The sequence below is a fragment of the Agrobacterium sp. 719_389 genome, assembly GCF_900188475.1.
Lineage (GTDB): Bacteria > Pseudomonadota > Alphaproteobacteria > Rhizobiales > Rhizobiaceae > Agrobacterium > Agrobacterium radiobacter.
On the sequence record NZ_FYEM01000002.1, the window covers coordinates 250666 to 271317 of the forward strand.

Here is a 20652-nt window from a genome sequence, read left to right on the forward strand (position 1 = left end):
GGCCGGTTTTGCAGGTGGTGGATTGATGTCCGAGGCAACGTCGATAGGCAATGCCGCCCTGAAAGGCGTGTTCTGGTCCATCGTCCAGAATTGGGGCGGCAAGCTTTTCACCTCCATTCTCTTCATCGTCCTCGCCCGTTTCCTCAGCCCCACCGATTACGGCATGGTCGCCACCGCCGGGCTGGTGCTGATGCTGATCCAGATGCTGTCGGAATTCGGATTCGCGGATGCAATCGTGCAGAAACGCGATCTGGAGCCCAGCGACGTCAATCTGCCGTTTTATGCCTCGGTTGCGGTGGCGACATTGCTGGCCATTGCCGTCTGCGTGTTCTCTCCGGAGCTGGAGCGCTGGTTTGAGGTCGAAGGGCTGGCGCCGGTCATCGTGGCGATCTGCATATTGCTGCCGCTGAACACGGCATCGATGTTTCAGGAGGTGAATTATCGCCGCGCGCTGGCTTTCAAGCCGCTGGCGATCAGAACCTTCATATCGAACATCATCGGTGGCGGCGTGGCGATTGTTTTCGCAATCATGGGCCTCGGTGTCTGGAGCCTCGTCGTTCAGACCTATGTCGCCACCATCGTCACGCTGATCTGGCTCTGGCGAAAGCCGCACTGGCTGCCGGGCGCCACTCTCAACCCCGGCACCTTCGTTGAACTGCTTCGCTTCGGTTCGTCGGCGCTTGGCCTTCGTATTGTCGATTTCGCGGCCACACGCCTGATCGATTTCATGATCCTCGGACATTACGGGGTCGCGCTCTTCGGCCTCTACACCGTTGGCAGCAGGCTCTATCAACTTCTGATGCAATTGCTTCAGGCGGCGCTTTATGACGTTTCACTGACGGTGCTTTCGCGCATATCGTATGAACGGGAACGCATGGCGGCGCTCTACAAGCAGTCGATCACCATGTCGGCGATCTTCTCGACACCGGTCTTCGTGCTGGCCGCGGCATTGGCGCCGGAAATCTGCAACGTGCTCTTTGGGGTGCGCTGGCAGGGCGCCGAAGGGGTGGCGCAACCGCTACTTCTGCTGGGCGCGCTGCAATGTGTTCAGTTTCAAAACGCGCCTTTCCTCTCCGCGCGCGGCAAACCGAACAAGGTGCTTATTGCCGGAAGCATCAAGGCGGTTTCGACGATCCTGCTGATCCTGCTGGTTCCGACTGATAGCATCAGGGAAATCGTCATCGTTTATGCTGTCGGGCAGCTGACCTCCACGCCCTTCACATTTTTCTTCATCGCCCGCGAGCTTGGCATCGGGCTGTGGCGAATATTCCTCCTGCTTCTGCCGAGCTTCGCCTCCAGCGGTTTCTGCTTCCTGCTCGTTCAATGGATGCGTCCCGAGGTCAAGCTGCTGGGCGCCGGCGATTTCATCTCCGGCATCCTGCTCGGCTCCATTTTCGGCGCGGCCTATCTTCTGCTTCTGGTGCTGACCGCGCGGAACGAGGCCCGGTCCGCCATCGCGCTCGTCATGGGCAAAATCATTTCCCGAAAGGAAAGCAAATGCGCAAGCTGATAAAAAAAATACTGCCAGCACCGCTGCGCCAGAGAGCCGTGAAGTATATCGAGCGGCGAAGAAGGGATATCGCGTTTCGGCAACTCTTTGACGATCTGCAGGAATTGAAGGCAGGCATGAAACCCGCCGCTACCGGCGACCGGTTAAGCCGGCTTTTGATCGTGGCCGGCGACCCCATCACCCTTTTCGGCTCGTTGGGCGATGATGCGATGATCACCGCGACGCTGCAACATGCCCGTGCGAGCAACCCCGATGTCGAGATAGACATTCTTGTTGACGGGATGGACTATGCCGATTCCGCTTACCAGAGGGGTTTTGTCCCCGTCGATATCTTTGGCAAGCCCGACTTCATAAAAGCCCTGGCACAGCAATACGCGACAAGAAAATACGACAGTGTCGTCGTTGTCGGCGCCGATGTCATGGATGGGTACTACCACCCCCTGGTCAGCGCAAAACTTCTTGCGAGTGCGGATCTCGCCGCCGCTGCCGGAATAAGGAACGTCATTCTCGGCTTCAGCTTCAATGAAACGCCGCATGCCCCCCTGGCGATGTTCTATCGTTCCCTTCATCCGGAATGCTCGCTCAAGGTGCGTGACACTATCTCGCTCGAGCGCCTGCAAACCTTCGCGAAGACCAATGCGGCGCTCGTTTCCGATTCCGCGTTCAGTCTCGTTCCATCGGAACCTGATGAGGGCACGCGTTCATGGATCGCGCGAAAGCGAGCCGAGGGATACCGGGTCATGGGTTTCAACCTGCATCCGATGCTGTTCAAAAACGCCGACCGCGCGCAGACCGAGGCGGTCATCAGGCACGCGGCGGAAGCGTTGCAATTTGCCGTCGATGCCCGGCCGGTGTGCTGGCTGCTCATCCCGCATGACTATCGCGACAATGTGGGCGATCAGGCCTATCTCAAGGCTATCGCCGAGCGTGTGCCTGCGTCCAGAACTGACAGGGTCCGTTATCTCGACGGAAAATGGTCAGCGCCCGTCTTGAAAGGCGTCGCCGGCCAGCTTGACGGCCTCGTCAGCGGGCGCATGCATCTCGCTATTGCGGCGCTCGGCAAAGGCGTTCCAGCGATATGCATCGCCTATCAGGGAAAGTTCGAAGGGCTCTATCAGCATTTTGGTCTGTCCGCTGCCGATCTGCTTTCTCCGTCTTCCTTCCTTACGCAGGATGGTATCAAGAGCGCACTGATCGAATTTATCGACCAATCCGACGAAATCCGTGAAAACGTCGGGAAAAAACTGCCGGAAATTCTGGCGATGTCGAAGAGGAATTTTCAGCTGTTCGAGACTTTCCCGGCGCGTGCTTCAGTCCTTTCATGAAAGTCGCTTTCGTCTCGGCATTTCCGGTCGTTCCCGCCAATGAAGGCGCGCGGAGCAGGATTCTCCAGCTGACGCGCGCCGTGCGCAGCCTCGGGCACGAGGTGCATTTCATCTATGTCGACGGCACGATCGCCACCGATTTCGATGCGGCGGGTCACGAGGCTGAATTCGGGCCGCATCACCTGCACCGTGTTTCCCGGCAGGGGGGCAGCCTCAGCACCCGACTTCCCGTCGATTTTGGTTTCGAGGTTGGCTTGACGTCGTTTCGGGCCCTTCGCAAGCTCCACCGGCTGCTTGGCCGCGAGCGTGGTTTTTATAACCAGATGGATGAATTCTATTATCCGGAAATGGGCAGGCAGCTTCGCGATATTCAGCAGCGGCTGGGGATCGATGCCGTCATTGTGGAATATGCGTTTCACTCAAGGGCGTTTCTGGGTTTGCCGAAGGGCGTGTTGCGTATTCTCGATACTCATGATTCCTTTGCCGACCGGCACAAGGCGTTCATCCATACCGCCAACAAATATGGATACTGGTTTTCGGTGCCGCCGGCAGTGGAATGCCGGGCATTGCGCCGTGCGGATGTGGTTGTCGCCATTCAGGAGGAAGAGGAACATGCGTTCCGGCAGCGGCTGGGGGAAGAGCCGCCGGTTCTCGCAACCGTCAGTCATATTCTCGATCTCAATGGAAAAGTGGAAGATTTTACGCCGAGCGACTTTTTGTTTCTCGGTTCCGCTAATGACGCCAACATCATTTCCCTGAAGGGGTTTCTGCGGAACATCATGCCGCTGGTAAGGGCCGCCCGGCCGGATGTTCGTCTGGTGCTGGCGGGCGGAATATGTGGCAAGATTGAAGATGAAGAGGGTATTCTCAAGCTCGGCCGCGTGGATGATGTGAAGGACGCCTTTATGCGTGCGCCGCTTTCCATCAACCCCATCACGCTTGGAACAGGCATCAATATAAAATTGCTCGATGCCCTGGCTGCCGGTGTTCCCACAATCAGCACCCGCACGGGCGCGAGGGGGCTTTCGGAACGATACCGGCGCGGCGTGGTCATTGTGGACGATGATGACCACAGGGGTTTCGCCGACGCTGTCCTGCAGCTCACTTCCAGCCACGATCAGCGGCGGGAACTGGGAAACAGGGCGTTTGAGGACGCCATTGAATGGAATCGCCAGCAAATGACGACCCTTGATAATATTCTGAGCGGCAGGCGAATTGGTTGAAACCGCTAGTCTTGAGGTCGCGGCAACGCGCTTAACCAATCAGATGTAAGCCCGCATCCGAAAGTCTGAGAACGGTAAGCCTGCCCGTGGTGAATGCACCCGTGTCGATGCCGATCCGCTGCGGGCCGGTTTCCGGCTCGGTTACCGGGGTGTGGCCGTGGATGACGACGAGGTCCAGCCCTGCCCCTTGTGAAAGGAACGGCTCCCTGATCCAGAGCATGTCCTCATCGGTCTGCGCCTCCAACGGCAATCCCGGTCTCAAGCCTGCATGCACGAAGATATAAGACCCTAGCCGGGCGTAGATCGGCAGGCTGGATAAAAGCTGGCGGTGGGTCTGCGGAATTGCGCCGAGCAGGGCATCCCTGAACGGCTGCAGTCTGAGGCGACCCTTTTGCAGGAAATAGTCGACGTCGACCCCGTAGGACAGAAGCGTCTGGCGGCCGCCAAAGTCCAGCCAGTGCATGTTCTCCTGCGGATTTTCGAGAAAATCATGGAAGAGCTGCTCATGGTTGCCGCAAAGCGCAATACGGCGCAACGGCGCTGGCGGCGGCTGCAGCAAATGGTCTAGAACGCCACGGGAATCGCGCCCGCGATCGACATAATCGCCGAGGAGAACGACCAGCGCGGGAGAGGGGTCGGGTCCGAGATCGGCAAGGATTTTCCGCTCCGCCTGCAAAAGCAGGTCGAGGCTGCCATGCACGTCGCCAATGGCATAGATCGGAAAGGAGGCTGGCTTGTCGCCAAGGTCGATTCTGCGTCGCCTCCGGTCGTCGCGGGAGGCTGGTTGTTTACGACCGCGAATCCAGTTGAGCACCTTGGGCATAGCTGCCGATACTGTCTCTCCTGCACAAGGTCAAGAGTGTTGAAAGCGGCTGCCGTATCACCCGCCAAAGCTGCGTTGACGCGATGCTGGGTCACCCGTCAAAACCCGCCGGACGAAGCAGCGAGAGGCGGCTCTTGTAAAGCGGGACGCGTCAATTCTGCGAGGAGAGAATACCCTCTTTGATGACCGAAAGATACGTTGCCTTAACCGGCGGTCGAATGCCTGTCGTCCGAAAGAGCGGTTTCAGCCTAAAGACATGTTCTAGAGTTTCAGCCAGACACGCGGGTCCTCGTGCGACTGGATCTTGATCCATTTCAGATCCACCGCTTTCCATGGCTTGACGACGTTGGTGCGGTTATCCAGCACCAGATCGCCCTGGCTGGTGCTGACGACCAGAACCGCGTGACCTATGCCGTCCGTTGTGCGGGCAGTGGCAATGCGCAAGGCGCCCGAAGGCCAGCCGGCGCGCAGGAGGCGTTGCCGCTTGGTCACCGCATAATCGTCACAGTCGCCGCTTGCCGGGTTCAGTTTCCAGTCGTCTTCGCCGTCCCCTTCACTGGCATAGATTATCGAGGTGTTGATCTCGGCGTTGATGCGCTGGAGTTCCGCACGCTTCTGCTTGCTCAGTTCCACCGTATCGCGGTCGCCAATCCGGATGCACTGGTCGGCGGCGCTTTCGCAGAATTTCGCAAAGGCAATGGGTGCGATGGTCGGACGGCTCGTGGTCATGAAGAGGCCGGGCCGCGATGCGCCGGGCTTTTGGGCAAGGCCACCAAGCTGCACGGCCGATGCGGTGGTCGCAATGCTCGCCGCCATGCCGGCAGCGACGGCAAAAAACGTTGCCAGACGGATTGTTCTCTTCGCCATGTCCTTGCCCCTGCACAGTTGCCTTCTCTTGTGCTGGCACCATAGCGACCCATTCTTGCGGGCCGTTTAAGTCGATAGATTGCATTTTAATGAAATCTAATTTTGTTACAGCGCTGAAAAATGGGGTTCGCGCTCACTTGCAGCGGGTTCGACCCTCCGTATCGACAATACAGGTCTCTTGCGGGACGGCTCGTCGGAGTTCCCGCCGTGTATCGGGTGAGGCTCTGCTTGCCGGCGGCCGGTCGTAATTCCGGTAAACTTCGAAATTGCGTCCGCCGATCGTTCCCTGCGCCCCGCCGCGACCGTCCGGCGTCACTTCGAAATTCTGATATTGCTGCGCATGGGCGCTCGCTGAGAAGCCGATTACGACGGTGAGAACGCCGGCCGCCAAGCTTCCCCACAACGGCGCCGCCCGCCATCTGCCTAACATCATGGCCGTTCCTCCATGGATGAAATAATGGATGACGCCGCCGCACATTTGCCATGCCCGGCGCGCATTGATTTTCCAGCGTCCGTCGGGGGTAATCATATCACCGATATTGCATCCGGTGTGAGAAGGATTTGTGTCTGGCAAGGGCCGAATCGCCTCCCTGCCGCATCAGCCAGTGGTGTCACGTCGCCAAGAGGCGTCACCGTGCCGCTTGATCGTCAGGAGCGCGAAAAACGCCATTCCGGGGCTCAAAAATTAAGCTCTTCGCCGCTGCATTTATAGGCTTCACAATCCTGTAACAACGGACCTAATATACAAGTGCAGATGCCGAATCGCTCAGGAGAAGCCCTTGACGATTGCAGTTTCACCACAGGCCCTGCCGGCGCTCGTTCTGAACGCAGACTACAGGCCACTGAGTTATTATCCCTTGTCGTTATGGTCCTGGCAGGACGCGATCAAGGCTGTCTTTCTAGACCGTGTGAACATCATTGCAGAATATGATCACGCGGTGTCGTCCCCCAGCTTTTCCATGCGGCTGCCGAGCGTCGTCAGCCTCAAGACTTACGTGCAGCCCACCCGCAACCCCGCCTTTACACGCTTCAACGTTTTCCTTCGGGACAAGTTCGAATGCCAGTATTGCGGCACGCGGGATGAATTGACCTTCGACCATGTGATTCCCCGCGCGCATGGCGGTGAAACCACCTGGCACAACGTCGTTGCGGCGTGCTCTCCCTGCAACCTTAAAAAAGGCAGCAAGCTTCCCAAGCAGGCGGGCATGTTCCCGGCGCAGAAGCCCTTCCAGCCAACGGTTCAGGATCTGCACAATAATGGGCGGTTGTTCCCGCCCAATTATCTGCACGAAAGCTGGATGGACTATCTTTACTGGGATACCGAACTGCAGCCCTGATCTTTTCAGGACTGCAATGCGGTTTTCCCGCTTACCGGCTTTTACGGCTCGCGCCAAAAAAGGCGACTGCCGCAAGTGCAACGCTTGCGATGACATTCCAGCCCGCGAAGGAAAGGCCGAGCACCCGCAAGGCAGCGTCATTGCAGGAGGGCGCCTTGATGGCGTTCAGATTACCCAGGAGATCACCGGCATTGGTGGTGATGGAAGGCGCGCCGGTGGCGCAGGTAATCGGCCCTGCCCAGAAGCCCCATTCCACGCCGGCGTGATAAACGCCAAGCCCGGCGCCGATCAGCATCGCCACGCCGATAAGGGCAAGAAGCACCCGTGTGATCTGAACGGGCAATTTGAAAATGCTGGTCGCAACGGCCAATATGCCCAGCGGAATGGCGTAATAATAGGGATCGCGCTGCAGCAGGCACAGCGCGCAGGGCGTATAACCGCCAATATGCTGGAAACCGAGGGCGGAGCCGACGGTGAAGATCATTCCCGCCGTGACGCCGAGAGCGGCGAGCGTGCGGCTATTGTCGGCGGTGGTCGCATTGGCCATGTTGTTTTCCTCAAACTTCGCGAAGAAGCAGATATCCCGGACGGGCTTTCAAAAAGGCGGGCGTGATGGCGAAATTAAGTCGCCGGTCCTCACGGGGTGTAACGGGATTCGTCTAATCCAGTCCGCCGCATCTGGCAAATGAAAGCCTGGCAATATTCGGGGGGTGCGCAAGCAAAGTTTCGTGAGCTTGCCGGCCGGCGTGAGACCGTTAAAGGGTTCACTTGGAGGCGCTGGACAAAGTGAAGGAAATCAATGCGGTTTTGGAAATGGTACCCCAAGCCGGGATCGAACCAGCACTCCTTTCGGAACCGCATTTTGAGTGCGGCGCGTCTACCAATTCCGCCATTGGGGCAACGGTGGTAATGCCACGGCGTCTATCATGGTGAGGGCCATGCGTGCAACCCCAAAGCTGACTTATCCTTTTGAATTGCGCGTGTTTGCGCGCGCGCTTTTCCGCCTTTGCCGGGCCGCCGATCAAACTGGTGCGGCCGGTGGCTGTGCCGGATCGCGACACCTGCAGTTGCGGCATTAAGGTAATATTAGGCACCTCTAATAAATTAGAATATACGCAATTACTAATTGAATTATGATGTCCGGGTGGAGCTTCCACGCGGGGCGGGAATGGCCAAACTCATAGGGAGGAAATTATGAGGGCTTTTTCTCGCAATTTATTACTGTCCGCCTGCCTGATCCTGCCGGTCCATGCCCATGCGCTGGATATCGGGATCGGCGGTGAGAATGGGGTTAATGCCAGTGTGGGTGGCAATGGCAGCGGCGGGCTCGGGGTCGATGCCTCCGTTGGCGGCAGCGGTGGTGTCAACGCCAGTGCGGATGTCGGCGGCAGGAGCGGCGGCGGATTGGGCGCGGATGTCAACGCTTCGGTCGGCGGCAGCAATGGGGTCAATGCGGATGTGAATGCATCCGTCGGCGGTTCCAGCGGCGTCAATGCGGGCGTGAACGCCTCCGTTGGCGGGTCGAACGGTGTCAATGCCAATGTCGGAGCCAATGTCGGCGGCTCGAGCGGGGTGGGCGTTGATGTCGGGCTGGGCATTGGCGGCTCAAGTTCGCCGGGTAACCCCGGCAATCCGGGAAATCCTGGGAACCCGGGAAGCCCTAACAATCCCGGCACATCGGGACCAATGACGCCTGGCGCCATGCGTCAGGTCATTCAGGCCTATAACGACATGTCGCGGACCGAGCAGATCAAGCTCGCCCGCCGTTGTGTCGATATTCTGGGCGGCGGATACGATGCGGCTCTGACGCAATTGTGCAAGATGATCCGGACGGCTTCGCGCTGAAGCGGGCTTTACCCGCATCATAAACTCCGAAGGGCGCCGATGGCGTCCTTCGGATCAATTGCCCTTGCGTCCGAAGGACAGGATCTTCTGCCGCAGGCTGCGGGCGAGGTTGCGGGTGTTGCGGTACATGTCCACCTGCGTGGAAACCTGCCGCACGTCGCGGTCGCTGTTCTGGGCAAGCCCCACCACCAGCGTGCCCATTTCCTGGCGCTCCTGCCAGAAGCGGCTCATGATCGGATGATCGGGCACGGCGCAGCTGTCGCTGCGCAGGATATTGGCGTCATCCAGATGCCAGTCGGTCAGTTTCTGCACCAGCAGCTTGCCGGGAGAAAATTGCGCATAGCTCTCGTCGAAAGCGGTTTTCCACGTATAGGCCTCGCCCGCCGTGATGAAGACGACCATGGAGGCGATGGCGCTGCCATTGAGATCGATGGTGTGGATACGCACCGCATCGGCCTCGGCCAGATTGGTGATCGCCTCGCGGGCAAAGGCGGCGCGATAACGGTCGTTGACCAGCGCGGTGCGTTTACGCCCTTTCCAGCCGCTCGCCTCCAGCGCCAGAAATTCCTCCATGCGATAGCGCACGTCCTTCGGCTGCCGGGTAACGGTATAGGCGAGGGGCCCAATTTTTTCGAGCTGGCGCCACTGCCTGTTCATTTCACGCAGATGGTGCGGTGCAAGGGCGTTTTGCAGGTAGGCCCTGCCATCAAGCAGGCTTTCCAGCATCGGCCGGTGATAATTGCCTGTCGTCGTCACCGGCAGGTTGCGGCTGAGCGCGATGGCTTTGAACATGCGGGCAAAAGGCCCTTCCAGCCTAACATCCGGCAACACCAGAACGTTGGGCAGACGCATGTTGCGGTCGGAAAGGGCGTCGAAAAGATTGTCGAGGGTTTCGGCGGCCCCTTCGGTATCAACCAGCGGCGTACCAAGCGGCCCGAACGGATTGGCCCAGACGCGAATAATGGAAGGGCCGATGGAAAAGCCGGGCTTTTCCACGGTGAAAGGCATCAGGAAGCGCATGCGGCTTCTGGCGCCGTTCTCATCGCGAATAAGCGCAAAGCGCACGGATTTGTCCTCGATCCGCGGCATGGCGGGTGCGAGAAGCCGTCCGGTGAAGAAGACATTCGCCTCCATCACGCGGTTGGACAGAAAGTCGAGTTCTTCCTGCATGTCGTAACCGAGCTGACCCGGATAGATGCAGAATTCCCGGCCATCGCGCCCCACGCGTCGGCTGCTGTCGGCTACGGGACGGTCACGCTCCGCAGACGCCATCAGTGCGGCGATGCGCGGGTCCTGAAAATCCGGATTCTTTGGATCGCTGGACATGCTTATCGTTACACCGCCTTCCCAGTGTTTTGGCCCGCCCGGGGATCGTTGAAGGCAAAAAGGACGATCCCGAGTGTGCGGCGAATGGCAATATGCAATAGCACAGCTTCTATGCACATGGCTATCGCCACCGCTGCCGCGGCCCCTGCCAGACCATAGACCGGAATGAGCGCCATGTTGAGTGCAATGTTGCAACCGAAGATAATAATATAAAGCACGACGCACAATTTTTGTTTGCCGGCCATATTCAGCAAGGTTTCTCCCGGGCCTATCAGCGCTTTGGCGAGAAAACCGGCGAAAAGGAAAAACATCAGCTCGTAGCCCTGAACGAAGCCGGGACCGAAAAGCGATAGCAGGAACGGGCCGGCCAGAAGCACCACGCTGCCGACGGCAAGCGACGGCCAGAAGGCCCAGCGCGCGGCCTGGCTGGCGAAACCGGCGAGCCCCTGCCTGTCATTGGCAGACATCAGGGCGGCCAGACGCGGGGCGGCTGCCGCCTGCACGGAGAAAAACACGAATTGCATCAGCACGATGGTCTTTGCCGCGGCGAAATAAATGCCCACCTGATCCGGCGGCAGATAAAGCCCGACAATCACCACATCGGAATTGGTCATCAAAAACCCGATGCCGTCGATCAGGAACATCGGAAAGGCGAACCTTATCCAGTGGCGAAAATGAACCCTTCGGGCCGTGCTGCGGAAATGCCGGTTGAGCCGGCGGTCCATGAAGACGAAATGGAAAAGCGTGGTGACATAGGTGGCAAGAAGGGCCGTGAGCATGGCCGTCGTCGCGGTTTTTTCCGCTCCGAAACCGATTGCCACCAGCATGAACAGCAGGATCAGCACCGGGCGGATAATATAGGTGGGGCTGAGAGCGGAAACCGCCCAGCCATTGGCGCGCGCGGTGCCGTTCAGCACATCGCCCAGCGCCACCATCGGCAGGGTGAAAAGCGCCAGCGAAACGGGAATGAGATAATAGGAGGCGATGCGCTCGCCGAAGAAATACAGAAAAACGAAACCGAAAATCGCAAGCGCGCTGGCCGAAAACATGGCGAAGACACGCGCCGTCGAGGTCAGTCCCATGATCTTGTCATGGGCATCCTCCATACGGTAGCCGGGTAAAAACCTGATGACGGTCGTGTGAAAACCGAGACAGGAGAGGTTGCCGAACAGGATCACCAGAACCCAGACAAAGGCGAACAGGCCATATTCGAACTCCCCCATCAGGCGGGCAAGAATGATCTGCGAAATGAAGGCGATGCCGGCGCTGACGATGCGCACCGCAAATGCAACCAGCGCCATGCGCTGCGCACGGGAAACCTCATCTCCGCCGGAAAGAAGGACGGCGACCTTCGCTACCAGCGGCGAAAGCTTCGCGCGCAGGCCTGCGGGTAAGGCTTTTTCCGCCGTGTTGAGGATAGCCATGATCCACACGCCATCATTTCCAGTTGAATAGGCAAGCCGATTATACGCGCTTCATCCTTAACGAAGGGTTTGGGAGGCGCCGGCCTGTGTGCCAATATCCTCCACCTTCTTCGGCCCGCGGATGCCATTGAACAGGAAAAGGGCGAGTGGGCTGAGGCGTATCGCCTGATGCAGCATATAGGCCACCAAGGTGGTGGCCACGACGATGATGGCGAATTCCACGATTGGCGGCAGCGCAATCAGGATGAAGAGCGTTCCGAAGGCGTAAATCAATGGATGGTGAAACAGGTAGATGGTGAAGGATGCATCCGTCATGCGTCTGGCAAAGCGGTTTGGCCCGTCGAAATATCGGCAGGCGAGGTCAATCAGCAGACGGCTCGTGGCCACCGCCGCAATTGTCGACACCAGCACCAGCAGGGCCGAATTCGAAAGGGGATTTTGCAGGCGCAGGGTTACCGCGGTTGCGATGGCGCTCGCTGCGACGATGCCGGTGAGAAGACCCGTCTGGCGAAAGCGGTGAAAGAGGGCGCGATCACGGTGTAGCACGGCCCCGACAAGGAAAAATGGCAGGTAGCGCGCATAGGGGTCGGAAGCGCGTTCATAGAGAAGAAAGAAACCGCTTGCGGTCCTTGCCGCAAGCAGGCCGGATCCGTAGATCATCAATTCCCACAAAACCGGAAGGGTGCAGAGCGCTGCGAAAAACAGTGTGACATGTCGCTGCCGCAGGCTGTCGAACCAATCTTTCGCATATGCCAATGGCTTATGTTCCGTAAGAAACAGCAGGCCGGCAAGCAGAATGGAATAGACGATAAGGGCCGGCAGGAACCACAGATGCATGATCCACTGTTCGCTCGGATGCAGCAGGCCTGGTAGGCTCTCCAGCAGCCGGTCGGCCGGGATGTCGCCCTTGGCGACACCGGCCAGTTGCAGCAGGAAAAGCTGCAATGGCCCGAGCAGAAGGACTGCCACAATAAAGGGCACGCCGAGGCGCAGGAAACGCTGCCTGAGCCAGCGCATCTTGCCTTTCTTGCCGATAACCATGATGGAGAAATATCCGGCCACTACAAAAAAAGCCGGCATGCGGAAGGTGGAGAGCGCGGCGCCAAGCGCGCTCAGGAGCGGGCTGGTTTCAAAATCCTTGATGTCCCATGGCAAGGCATGGCTGTAGATGAGGGAGGCGTGATAGGGAATGCCGAGCAGCATGAGGAGAGCCCTGAGCGGGTCCCAGTAATGCTCGTAGTCTGATTTGCCCGGTTGCATTTTTCCCCCGCGCCGCAAACGCGATCAGCAGCGACCAGCACGACTATTGGTGGAAAACGCTAATAAATTCTTCACGCGCCGGAAGGGGTGGGCGGAGCCTTTTTCTTGGGCATAAGGTCAAGGACCAGCGCACAGCCCAAAATGATGATGCCGGCGCCGAAAAGCTGGGGAAGCGAAAGCGGCTCATCCAGCACCAAAGCACCGACGAGAACCGCCACGACGGTGACGGCGAATTCAACGCTGATCGCTTTGGTTGCGCCGATCGAAGAGACCAGCTTGAAATAGGTGATGTAGGTAAGGCCGCTCATGACCACCGCCTGTATCAAAAGATAACCGTAATCGATGAGATCAGGTGTTTTCGGCAATGGGACCACGAAGAGAAGCGGCAGGGTCATCAGGCCGCCTGTCAGGAATGAGCCTATGGTGATTTCCCAGGAACCTACGCCCTTCAGGTGGCGGCTGGCGAAATTGCTGCCATAGGCCGCGCAGATGCAGGCGGCGACAGCAGCGGCGCAGCCGATGATGAAGGTGGTTGTAACGGGAACGGCGGGAAAGCCGACAAGCAGAACGATGCCGGCAAAGCCGATAACGAGACCGGCAATGCCCTGACGCGTCAGACGCTCAATACCCCATAGCTGAGAGATGAGCATGGAAAAAAGCGGAATGGTCGCCACCAATATGGCGGCCATGGCGGTGCCGATCTGCGGTGTGGCGTAGGACAGGCCGATCAGTTGCCCCGCGACCGTTGTCGCACCAACGATCGTAAAGGCGCGCCAGCCGGCCGAGAATGTCAGTTTTCGGCGCACCGTCCGCGCAATGAGAAAGAGGGCGGCAGCGGTCATGAGCGAACGAAGCGTGACGGCGCCGATCCAGCCGAAGGCAGCTACGACTTGTAAAAGCAGCAGAAAAGAGACTCCCCACGCGAGCGCGAGAAAAATATAGGCGGCGAGATCGCGAGGGGCCATGGAAGCAGTTTCCAGAAAATGATCAGGCTCCCTTATGGAAAGCGCCGAGACCAGTCAACAGTCGGCTCACCGGCAATGACCCGGCCCAAACAAAATCGCCCGTAACGCGGGTTACGGGCGATTGATTTCAGGCTGACAACAAGCGCCTTACGCCTGTTCGTAAACGCCGTGGCAGTGCTTGTATTTTTTGCCGGAGCCGCAGGGGCACATTTCGTTGCGGCCGATACGGCCCCAGGTGGTGGGGTTGTTCGGATCGCGTTCCTCGGCCGGCACGAAATTGACGGGCGTGGGCTGCATGCCCTGCGCCATTTCATCTTCGCCCGTATTGGGGTCGAGGTGATGCGCGGTCATTTCCGGCAGTTCCGGCTGCTGCGGTTCCTGCTGCACCAGTTCCACACGCATCAGCTGGGCGGTAACGGCCTCGCGCAGATTGGCGAGCAGGGCCTGGAACAGTTCAAAGGCTTCCGCCTTGTATTCCTGCAGCGGATCGCGCTGGGCATAACCGCGGAAACCGACGACGGAACGAAGGTGATCGAGATTGACGATATGTTCGCGCCACAGATGGTCGATCGTCTGGAGAATGACCGAGCGTTCGACATAGGTCATGATCTCGGGGCCGAAACGTTCCGCGCGCTCGGCGGCGTATTTGTCGGCGGCCTCGGTGACGCGCTGGAGAATATCGTCCTCGGCGATGCCCTCTTCCTTGGCCCAGTCCTCTACCGGCAGGTCGAGGTTCAGGAACTGGGCGATGCCGGCCTTGAGGCCCGCAATATCCCACTGTTCGGCATAGGCATTTTCCGGAACATGCTTGGTGACGAGCATCTCGATGACTTCGTGGCGCATGTCTGCTGCGGTTTCGCCGATATTGTCGGCTTCCATCAGCTCGAGACGCTGGTCGAAGATCACCTTGCGCTGGTCGTTCAGCACGTCGTCATATTTCAGAAGGTTCTTGCGGGTCTCGAAGTTGCGGGCTTCGACCTTCTTCTGGGCGCGTTCCAGCGCCTTGTTGATCCACGGATGGACGATCGCTTCGCCTTCCTTCAGGCCGAGCTTCTGCAACATGCTGTCCATGCGCTCGGAACCGAAGATGCGCATCAGGTCATCCTGAAGCGAAAGGTAGAATTTCGAACGGCCGGGGTCACCCTGGCGGCCGGAACGACCACGCAGCTGGTTGTCGATACGGCGGCTTTCATGGCGTTCGGTGGCGATGACGTAAAGACCGCCGGCGGCGAGCGCCTTTTCCTTCAGCACCTTGATCTCGGCGCGGATGGCCTCTTCCTTGGCGTCAAGCTCCGGACCCGGTTCCATGCCTTCCAGCTCGCGCTCGAGACGCATCTCGACGTTGCCGCCGAGCTGGATGTCGGTACCGCGGCCGGCCATGTTGGTGGCGATGGTGACGGCGCCGGGAACACCGGCCTGCGAAACGATATAGGCTTCCTGCTCGTGGTAACGGGCGTTCAGAACCTGGAAGTCGGAGAAACCGGACTGGCGCAGCATATGCGCAAGAAGCTCGGATTTCTCGATGGAGGTCGTGCCCACCAGAACCGGCTGGCCGCGTTCATGCGCCGCCTTGATCTCGGTGATGATCGCCTGGAACTTCTCCTCGCCGGTGCGGTAAACCTCGTCATCCTCGTCGATACGCTGGATCGGCAGGTTGGTCGGCACCTCGATGACGTCGAGGCCGTAGATGTTGCCGAATTCTTCCGCTTCCGTCGAGGCCGTACCGGTCATGCCGGCCAGCTTTTCATACATGCGGAAGTAGTTCTGGAAGGTGACGGAGGACAGCGTCTGGTTTTCCGGCTGGATCTGCACCTTTTCCTTGGCTTCGAGAGCCTGATGCTGACCTTCGGAATAACGGCGGCCGGGCATCATGCGGCCGGTGAATTCGTCGATGATGACGATCTCGTCGTTGCGGACGATGTAGTCCTTGTCGCGGGTGAAGAGCTTGTGGGCCTTCAGCGCATTGTTGATGTGATGGACGATGGCGACGTTTTCGACGTCGTAAAGCGATTCGCCCTTCAGGAGGCCCGCCTGCCGCAGCAGGTTTTCGAGCTTTTCGGTGCCTTCTTCGGAGAAGTTGGCCGAGCGCTGTTTCTCATCGATTTCGTAATCTTCTGGTGCCAGCAGCGGAATGAAGGCGTCGATGGTGTTGTAGAGATCGGAACGGTCGTCCAGCGGGCCGGAAATGATGAGCGGCGTGCGCGCCTCGTCGACCAGGATCGAGTCGACTTCATCGACGATCGCGTAGTTGTGGCCGCGCTGCACCATCTGCGCGCGGTCATATTTCATGTTGTCGCGCAGATAATCGAAGCCGAGTTCGTTGTTCGTCGCGTAGGTGATGTCGCAGGCATAGGCCTCGCGGCGCTGGTCGTCGTCCAGCCCGTGAACAATGACGCCGGTGGTGAGGCCGAGGAAGCGGTAAAGCCTGCTCATGGTGGCGGCGTCGCGCTGGGCAAGATAGTCGTTGACGGTAACGACATGCACACCCTTGCCGGCGAGCGCGTTGAGGTAGACCGCAAGCGTTGCCACCAGCGTCTTGCCTTCACCCGTCTTCATTTCGGCGATGGCGCCGCCGTGCAGGATCATACCACCCGTCAGCTGCACGTCGAAGGGACGCATGTGAAGAACGCGGCGCGATGCTTCGCGGGCCACGGCAAAAGCCGGGATCAGCAGGTCGTCCAGCGACTTGCCGTCTGCCAGCTGCTGGCGGAACTCGGCGGTCTTGGCTGCCAGCGCCTCGTCGGAGAGCGCCTTGGTGGCCTCTTCCAGCGCATTGATGGCTGCGATCTTGCTTTTATAGGAGCGGACGCGGCGATCATTTGCCGAACCGAACAACTTGCGGGCTATACCGCCGAGACTGACCATCTTACTGGCCCTTTCTGAAATTCCGTTTTGCCGGGCGCTTTTCTCCGTCACGCTGTTTTCAGCACAAATGACGGACTTCGCCCTTCAACGTATCTGGACGCGAGGTTGCGTGACAGATAAGAGGGGGGGCAAATGATGTCAACGGTTCTGCCCGTTACAGAATGGCCACAATCCGGTGTTTGGAAGTTTTTTCAGAGCCGGAAACCATGTCTGGAGCCGGCATTGTCCCCGAAAGGTTCAAAATGTTGCGCTATAATAAAATTGCGGCTGCGGTGATTGTGGCCACGCTCGGCCTCCAGCTTCCGGCTTTCGCACAGGAAGACAAGGTTGTCGCCAAGGTTGGCGATCTGGAAATCCACCAGTCCGAACTCGACCTCGCCATGAGCAACCTCGATCCGCAGCTCGCGCAGCTTCCCGACGAGCAGAAGAAGGTCGCAGCTCTTTCCGGCGCGATCGACGTCAAGCTTCTGGTAAAGAACGCCAGCGCCGAAGGTCTGGAAAAGACTGAAGATTTCAAGAAGCGCATGGAATTCATCCAGGACCGTGAGCTGCACAACGCCTATTTCCGCAAGCACGTGGTCGAAGCTGTCACCAATGATGAGGTGAAGGCGCGCTACGACAAGGAAGTCGCAGCCCTGCCGCAGGAAGAAGAAATCAAGGCCGCGCACATTCTCGTCGCCAGCGAGGACGAAGCGAAAGACATCATCAAGCAGCTTGATTCGGGCAAGGATTTCGCAGCCCTCGCCAAGGAAAAGTCGACCGATTCCAACAAGGATGACGGCGGCGACCTCGGTTGGTTCGGCAAGGGCCGCATGGTGCCGGAATTCGAAGAAGCCGCTTTCGGCCTCGAAAAGGGCGCTTACACCAAGACCCCGGTGAAGACGCAGTTCGGCTTCCACGTCATCAAGCTGGAAGACAAGCGCATCGCCCCGCCGCCGGCTTTCGAGCAGGTCGAGCCGCAGGTTCGTCAGCTTGTCATGCGTGACAAGTACGTTGCCCTCATCGAGAAGGCAAAGGCTGACCAGAAGATCGAAATCATGGATGAGACGCTGAAGAAGGGCTACGACGAAGCCTCGAAGGAACAGCAGGCTCAGCCGCAGCAGTAAAACTTTCAGGTTACGGGGCGGCTATGGGCCGCCCCGTTTCATCTCAGGCATTCCCAGATCCTCCTTTCCAGAATTTCAGGCGCTTCCCATGTCCGTTGCCGTTTCCCCGCTCGCTCCGAAATCCTATCCCGACATGCCCGCGCTGCGCGGTGTTCGCATGGCGACGGCCGCCGCCGGTATCAAGTACAAGAACCGCACGGATGTTCTCCTGATGGTGTTCGACGCGCCGGCAAGCGTTGCAGGCGTCTTCACCAAATCGAAGTGCCCCTCGGCCCCCGTCGATTTCTGCCGCGCCAATCTCGGTGGCGGTGTGGCGCGTGCCGTGGTGGTCAATTCCGGCAATGCCAATGCTTTCACCGGCCTCAAGGGCAAGGCCGCAACCGAGTTGACGGCGAAGTCCGCCGCCGCCGCCGTCGGCTGCTCCGAAGGTGAGGTTTTCCTCGCATCGACTGGCGTGATTGGCGAGCCGCTGGACGCCACCAAATTCGCCGGTGTTCTGGGCGATATGAACGGCATGGCCGAAGCCGATTTCTGGCAGGAAGCCGCCAAGGCGATCATGACGACCGATACCTATCCGAAGGTCGCGACCCGCACTGCCGAAATCGGCGGCGTCATCGTTACCATCAACGGTATCGCCAAGGGCGCCGGCATGATCGCGCCTGATATGGCGACGATGCTCTCCTTCGTGGTGACGGATGCGGATATCGAGCCCGTCGCCCTGCAATCCCTGCTTTCCGCCGGTGTCGGCCCTACCTTCAATTCCGTGACGGTCGACAGCGACACCTCCACCTCCGACACGCTGATGCTGTTTGCCACGGGTGCTGCGGCTGAAGACGGCCAGGTGAAGGTGACGAGCGCCGATGACGAGCGCCTTGCCGGCTTCCGCGCTAGCCTCAACGATCTTCTGAAGGACCTTGCCTTGCAGGTGGTTCGCGACGGCGAAGGCGCGCGCAAGATGGTGGAAGTTACTGTCACTGGCGCGGAAAATGATGCTGCCGCCAAGAAGATCGCCCTTTCCATCGCCAATTCGCCGCTGGTGAAAACCGCGGTTGCGGGCGAAGACGCCAATTGGGGCCGCGTCGTCATGGCCGTCGGCAAATCCGGAGAAATGGCCGACCGCGACCGTCTCGCGATCTGGTTCGGCGGCGTGCGCGTGGCCGTGAATGGCGAGCGCGATCCCGACTATTCGGAAACGGAGACGACCGCGGTGATGCGTCTCGAAGACATTCCCGTGAAGGTGGATATTGGTCTCGGTCAGGGCACGGCCACTGTCTGGACCTGCGATCTCACGAAGGAATATGTTGCGATCAACGGCGACTACCGGAGCTGACCGTTGGAGCCGAAGAGAATGCAGGACAACAAGGCCGTCAATCTGCCGCTGGTTCGCCGTCTGGAAGCCGTCAGCTTCCGGGCATGGCCTGCATCGTCGGTGATTTATGACGGCAGCTGGCAAATCCGCCTGACGGGTTCGCATCCCTCCAAGCGGATCAACTGCGTGGTGCCGCTGGACCCTTCCGACTACGGAAACAGTGCAGTACGGCTGGAAAAGGCGCGCAAGCGTTTCGAAGATTTCGGCAGACCGCTGGTGGTGCGCGAAACGACGCTGATGCCGCCACAGCTCAGGGATTTTCTGGTGAATGACGGCTGGTCCGTGTTCGAAGAGATAATGGTCATGACGGCCGATCTTTCCAGCATGGAACTGCCGGAAACGCTGGTCAGCCTGCCAAGCCACGATATCGGCCGTTTTGTCGAGGCGAGTATCAAGGTGAGCGACGGCGACCCGGCGCTGCGCCCGGCGATTGCGGAAATCGTGAGCTCGATCAAGCCGACGCTTGGCCTCTTTATCAATGAGGAAGTGGAAGGCAATCCGCTCGCGACCGTGATCTGTGTTCAGGATAATGATCTCGCCGGCATTCTCTCGCTCGATGTTGTGAAATCGCAGCGCAAAAAGGGTCTCGGCACGCAGATTCTGTCCTCCGCGCTGCGCTGGGCCAGAATAAGCGGTGCAAAAAGCGCCTGGCTGCAGGTTGATACCGCCAATGCGCCGGCAATCGCCCTTTATGAGAAGTTTGGCTTCTCCGAGGCTTATCGTTATCGCTACTGGCGCAAGGGGGCAGGCGAATGAGCGAAGCGGGCAAAAAAATTCTGCTGGTCGCCGCCTGCGCGCTCCTCGATCAGGATGGCCGCATTCTTCTGGCGCAGCGTCCTGAAGGCAAATCGCTTGCGGGCCTGTGGGAGTTTCCGGGCGGCAAGGTGGAGCATGGCGAGACGCCCGAGGAAACCCTTGTGCGCGAACTGGACGAGGAACTGGGTATCAAAACCAAGGTCGCCTGTCTTGCGCCGCTGACATTTGCAAGCCACACCTATGAGACCTTTCACCTCCTGATGCCGCTTTACGTGTGCCGCCGTTATGAGGGCATCGCGCATGGCCGGGAAGGGCAGGCGCTGAAATGGGTAAAGCCGCAGGCTCTGCGTGATTACCCCATGCCGCCGGCCGATGAGCCGCTCATCCCCTTCCTGCAGGATCTGCTATAAGCTGGCGGCGTGCCGTTTGCGCGCAATTCGGTAGGGATATCAGCCTGTCGAGTACCACTCGTCGAGTGCGAGGCTGCTCGCCTCAGCATGACGTCATCCTCGGGCCTTTCCCAGCGATCTATCCACCCTTGTAAGATCATTCCGTCACAGCTTCGTGAAAATGCCCTGTTGCCAGCGCTTTGCCGTACCAAAACGGGGCTGTGTTAAGAGATCGTTCAGCACCCTCTGGCAGATTGTTAAG

Annotated in this window: 18 protein-coding genes and 1 tRNA gene; 9 read left to right on the forward strand and 10 right to left on the reverse strand. The window is 59.1% G+C overall.

Annotation, left to right across the window (positions count from 1 at the left end):
- Window positions 1–25: 25 nt before the first annotated feature.
- The 3 genes from CFB10_RS04880 to CFB10_RS04890 are packed head-to-tail and all read left to right on the forward strand — an operon-like array spanning window position 26 to window position 4058.
- Window positions 26–1510 carry a lipopolysaccharide biosynthesis protein gene (locus CFB10_RS04880; RefSeq protein WP_020012101.1) on the forward strand — a complete coding sequence of 495 codons (1485 nt, stop codon included), beginning with the start codon at window positions 26–28 and terminating at the stop codon, window positions 1508–1510.
- Window positions 1498–2835 (forward strand): polysaccharide pyruvyl transferase family protein, encoded by a 1338-nt coding sequence (locus CFB10_RS04885; protein ID WP_020012100.1) that lies wholly within the window; start codon window positions 1498–1500, stop codon window positions 2833–2835. The genes CFB10_RS04880 and CFB10_RS04885 overlap by 13 nt, the downstream gene beginning before the upstream one ends.
- Window positions 2832–4058: a glycosyltransferase family 4 protein gene (locus CFB10_RS04890; RefSeq protein ID WP_020012099.1), complete on the forward strand. Its 1227-nt coding sequence runs from the start codon at window positions 2832–2834 to the stop codon at window positions 4056–4058. The genes CFB10_RS04885 and CFB10_RS04890 overlap by 4 nt, the downstream gene beginning before the upstream one ends.
- 31 nt (window positions 4059–4089) lie before the next feature.
- On the opposite strand, the gene CFB10_RS04895 is transcribed toward CFB10_RS04890, so the two are convergent.
- From CFB10_RS04895 to CFB10_RS04905, 3 genes are all read right to left on the reverse strand, one after another.
- Entirely contained in the window at window positions 4090–4881 is a 792-nt protein-coding gene (locus tag CFB10_RS04895) for a metallophosphoesterase family protein (RefSeq protein WP_020012098.1), read from the reverse strand.
- A gap of 261 nt (window positions 4882–5142) precedes the next feature.
- Window positions 5143–5748 (reverse strand): transglutaminase-like cysteine peptidase, encoded by a 606-nt coding sequence (locus CFB10_RS04900; RefSeq protein ID WP_020012097.1) that lies wholly within the window; start codon window positions 5746–5748, stop codon window positions 5143–5145.
- A 133-nt stretch (window positions 5749–5881) separates the two neighbouring features.
- The gene (locus CFB10_RS04905) at window positions 5882–6181 is read right to left on the reverse strand and encodes a hypothetical protein (RefSeq protein WP_026364017.1); all 300 of its coding nucleotides are present in this window, start codon (window positions 6179–6181) and stop codon (window positions 5882–5884) included.
- A 346-nt stretch (window positions 6182–6527) separates the two neighbouring features.
- On the opposite strand from CFB10_RS04905, the gene CFB10_RS04910 reads away from it, so the two are divergent.
- Window positions 6528–7085: an HNH endonuclease gene (locus CFB10_RS04910; RefSeq protein ID WP_003585610.1), complete on the forward strand. Its 558-nt coding sequence runs from the start codon at window positions 6528–6530 to the stop codon at window positions 7083–7085.
- Between the two features lie 31 nt (window positions 7086–7116).
- Here CFB10_RS04910 and CFB10_RS04915 read toward each other — a convergent pair whose 3' ends face one another.
- Together CFB10_RS04915 and CFB10_RS04920 are read right to left on the reverse strand one after the other, a co-directional pair.
- Entirely contained in the window at window positions 7117–7632 is a 516-nt protein-coding gene (locus CFB10_RS04915; protein WP_020012094.1) for a disulfide bond formation protein B, read from the reverse strand.
- A 267-nt stretch (window positions 7633–7899) separates the two neighbouring features.
- Window positions 7900–7984, reverse strand: a tRNA-Leu gene (locus CFB10_RS04920).
- 295 nt (window positions 7985–8279) lie between these two features.
- Between CFB10_RS04920 and uppQ the strand changes: the two genes are divergently transcribed.
- Window positions 8280–8930 carry a polysaccharide biosynthesis GNAT family N-acetyltransferase UppQ gene (uppQ, locus tag CFB10_RS04925; protein ID WP_020012092.1) on the forward strand — a complete coding sequence of 217 codons (651 nt, stop codon included), beginning with the start codon at window positions 8280–8282 and terminating at the stop codon, window positions 8928–8930.
- 54 nt (window positions 8931–8984) lie between these two features.
- Here the strand turns inward: uppQ and CFB10_RS04930 are convergent, their stop codons facing one another.
- From CFB10_RS04930 to secA, 5 genes are all read right to left on the reverse strand, one after another.
- Window positions 8985–10256: a GNAT family N-acetyltransferase gene (locus tag CFB10_RS04930; RefSeq protein WP_003507069.1), complete on the reverse strand. Its 1272-nt coding sequence runs from the start codon at window positions 10254–10256 to the stop codon at window positions 8985–8987.
- 8 nt (window positions 10257–10264) lie between these two features.
- The gene (gene uppV / locus CFB10_RS04935) at window positions 10265–11680 is read right to left on the reverse strand and encodes a Wzx-type polysaccharide biosynthesis protein UppV (RefSeq protein ID WP_020012091.1); all 1416 of its coding nucleotides are present in this window, start codon (window positions 11678–11680) and stop codon (window positions 10265–10267) included.
- Window positions 11681–11737: 57 nt separating this feature from the next.
- Complete coding sequence (mdoC, locus tag CFB10_RS04940) at window positions 11738–12940, reverse strand: glucans biosynthesis protein MdoC (RefSeq protein ID WP_081629668.1); 1203 nt, start codon at window positions 12938–12940, stop codon at window positions 11738–11740.
- A gap of 71 nt (window positions 12941–13011) precedes the next feature.
- Window positions 13012–13905, reverse strand: coding sequence for a DMT family transporter (locus tag CFB10_RS04945; protein WP_020012089.1), 894 nt, complete (start codon window positions 13903–13905; stop codon window positions 13012–13014).
- Between the two features lie 147 nt (window positions 13906–14052).
- Entirely contained in the window at window positions 14053–16770 is a 2718-nt protein-coding gene (gene secA / locus CFB10_RS04950) for a preprotein translocase subunit SecA (RefSeq protein ID WP_020012088.1), read from the reverse strand.
- Window positions 16771–17012: 242 nt separating this feature from the next.
- Between secA and CFB10_RS04955 the strand changes: the two genes are divergently transcribed.
- The 4 genes from CFB10_RS04955 to mutT all read left to right on the forward strand — a co-directional run bounded on the left by CFB10_RS04955 (window position 17013) and on the right by mutT (window position 20411).
- A complete protein-coding gene (locus CFB10_RS04955) occupies window positions 17013–17876 on the forward strand; it encodes a peptidylprolyl isomerase (protein ID WP_026364016.1) in 864 nt (287 codons plus the stop codon).
- An 88-nt stretch (window positions 17877–17964) separates the two neighbouring features.
- Complete coding sequence (gene argJ, locus CFB10_RS04960) at window positions 17965–19206, forward strand: bifunctional glutamate N-acetyltransferase/amino-acid acetyltransferase ArgJ (protein WP_020012086.1); 1242 nt, start codon at window positions 17965–17967, stop codon at window positions 19204–19206.
- An 18-nt stretch (window positions 19207–19224) separates the two neighbouring features.
- A complete protein-coding gene (locus tag CFB10_RS04965) occupies window positions 19225–20001 on the forward strand; it encodes an N-acetyltransferase (protein ID WP_020012085.1) in 777 nt (258 codons plus the stop codon).
- Complete coding sequence (gene mutT, locus CFB10_RS04970; RefSeq protein ID WP_020012084.1) at window positions 19998–20411, forward strand: 8-oxo-dGTP diphosphatase MutT; 414 nt, start codon at window positions 19998–20000, stop codon at window positions 20409–20411. The genes CFB10_RS04965 and mutT overlap by 4 nt, the downstream gene beginning before the upstream one ends.
- Window positions 20412–20652 lie beyond the last annotated feature (241 nt).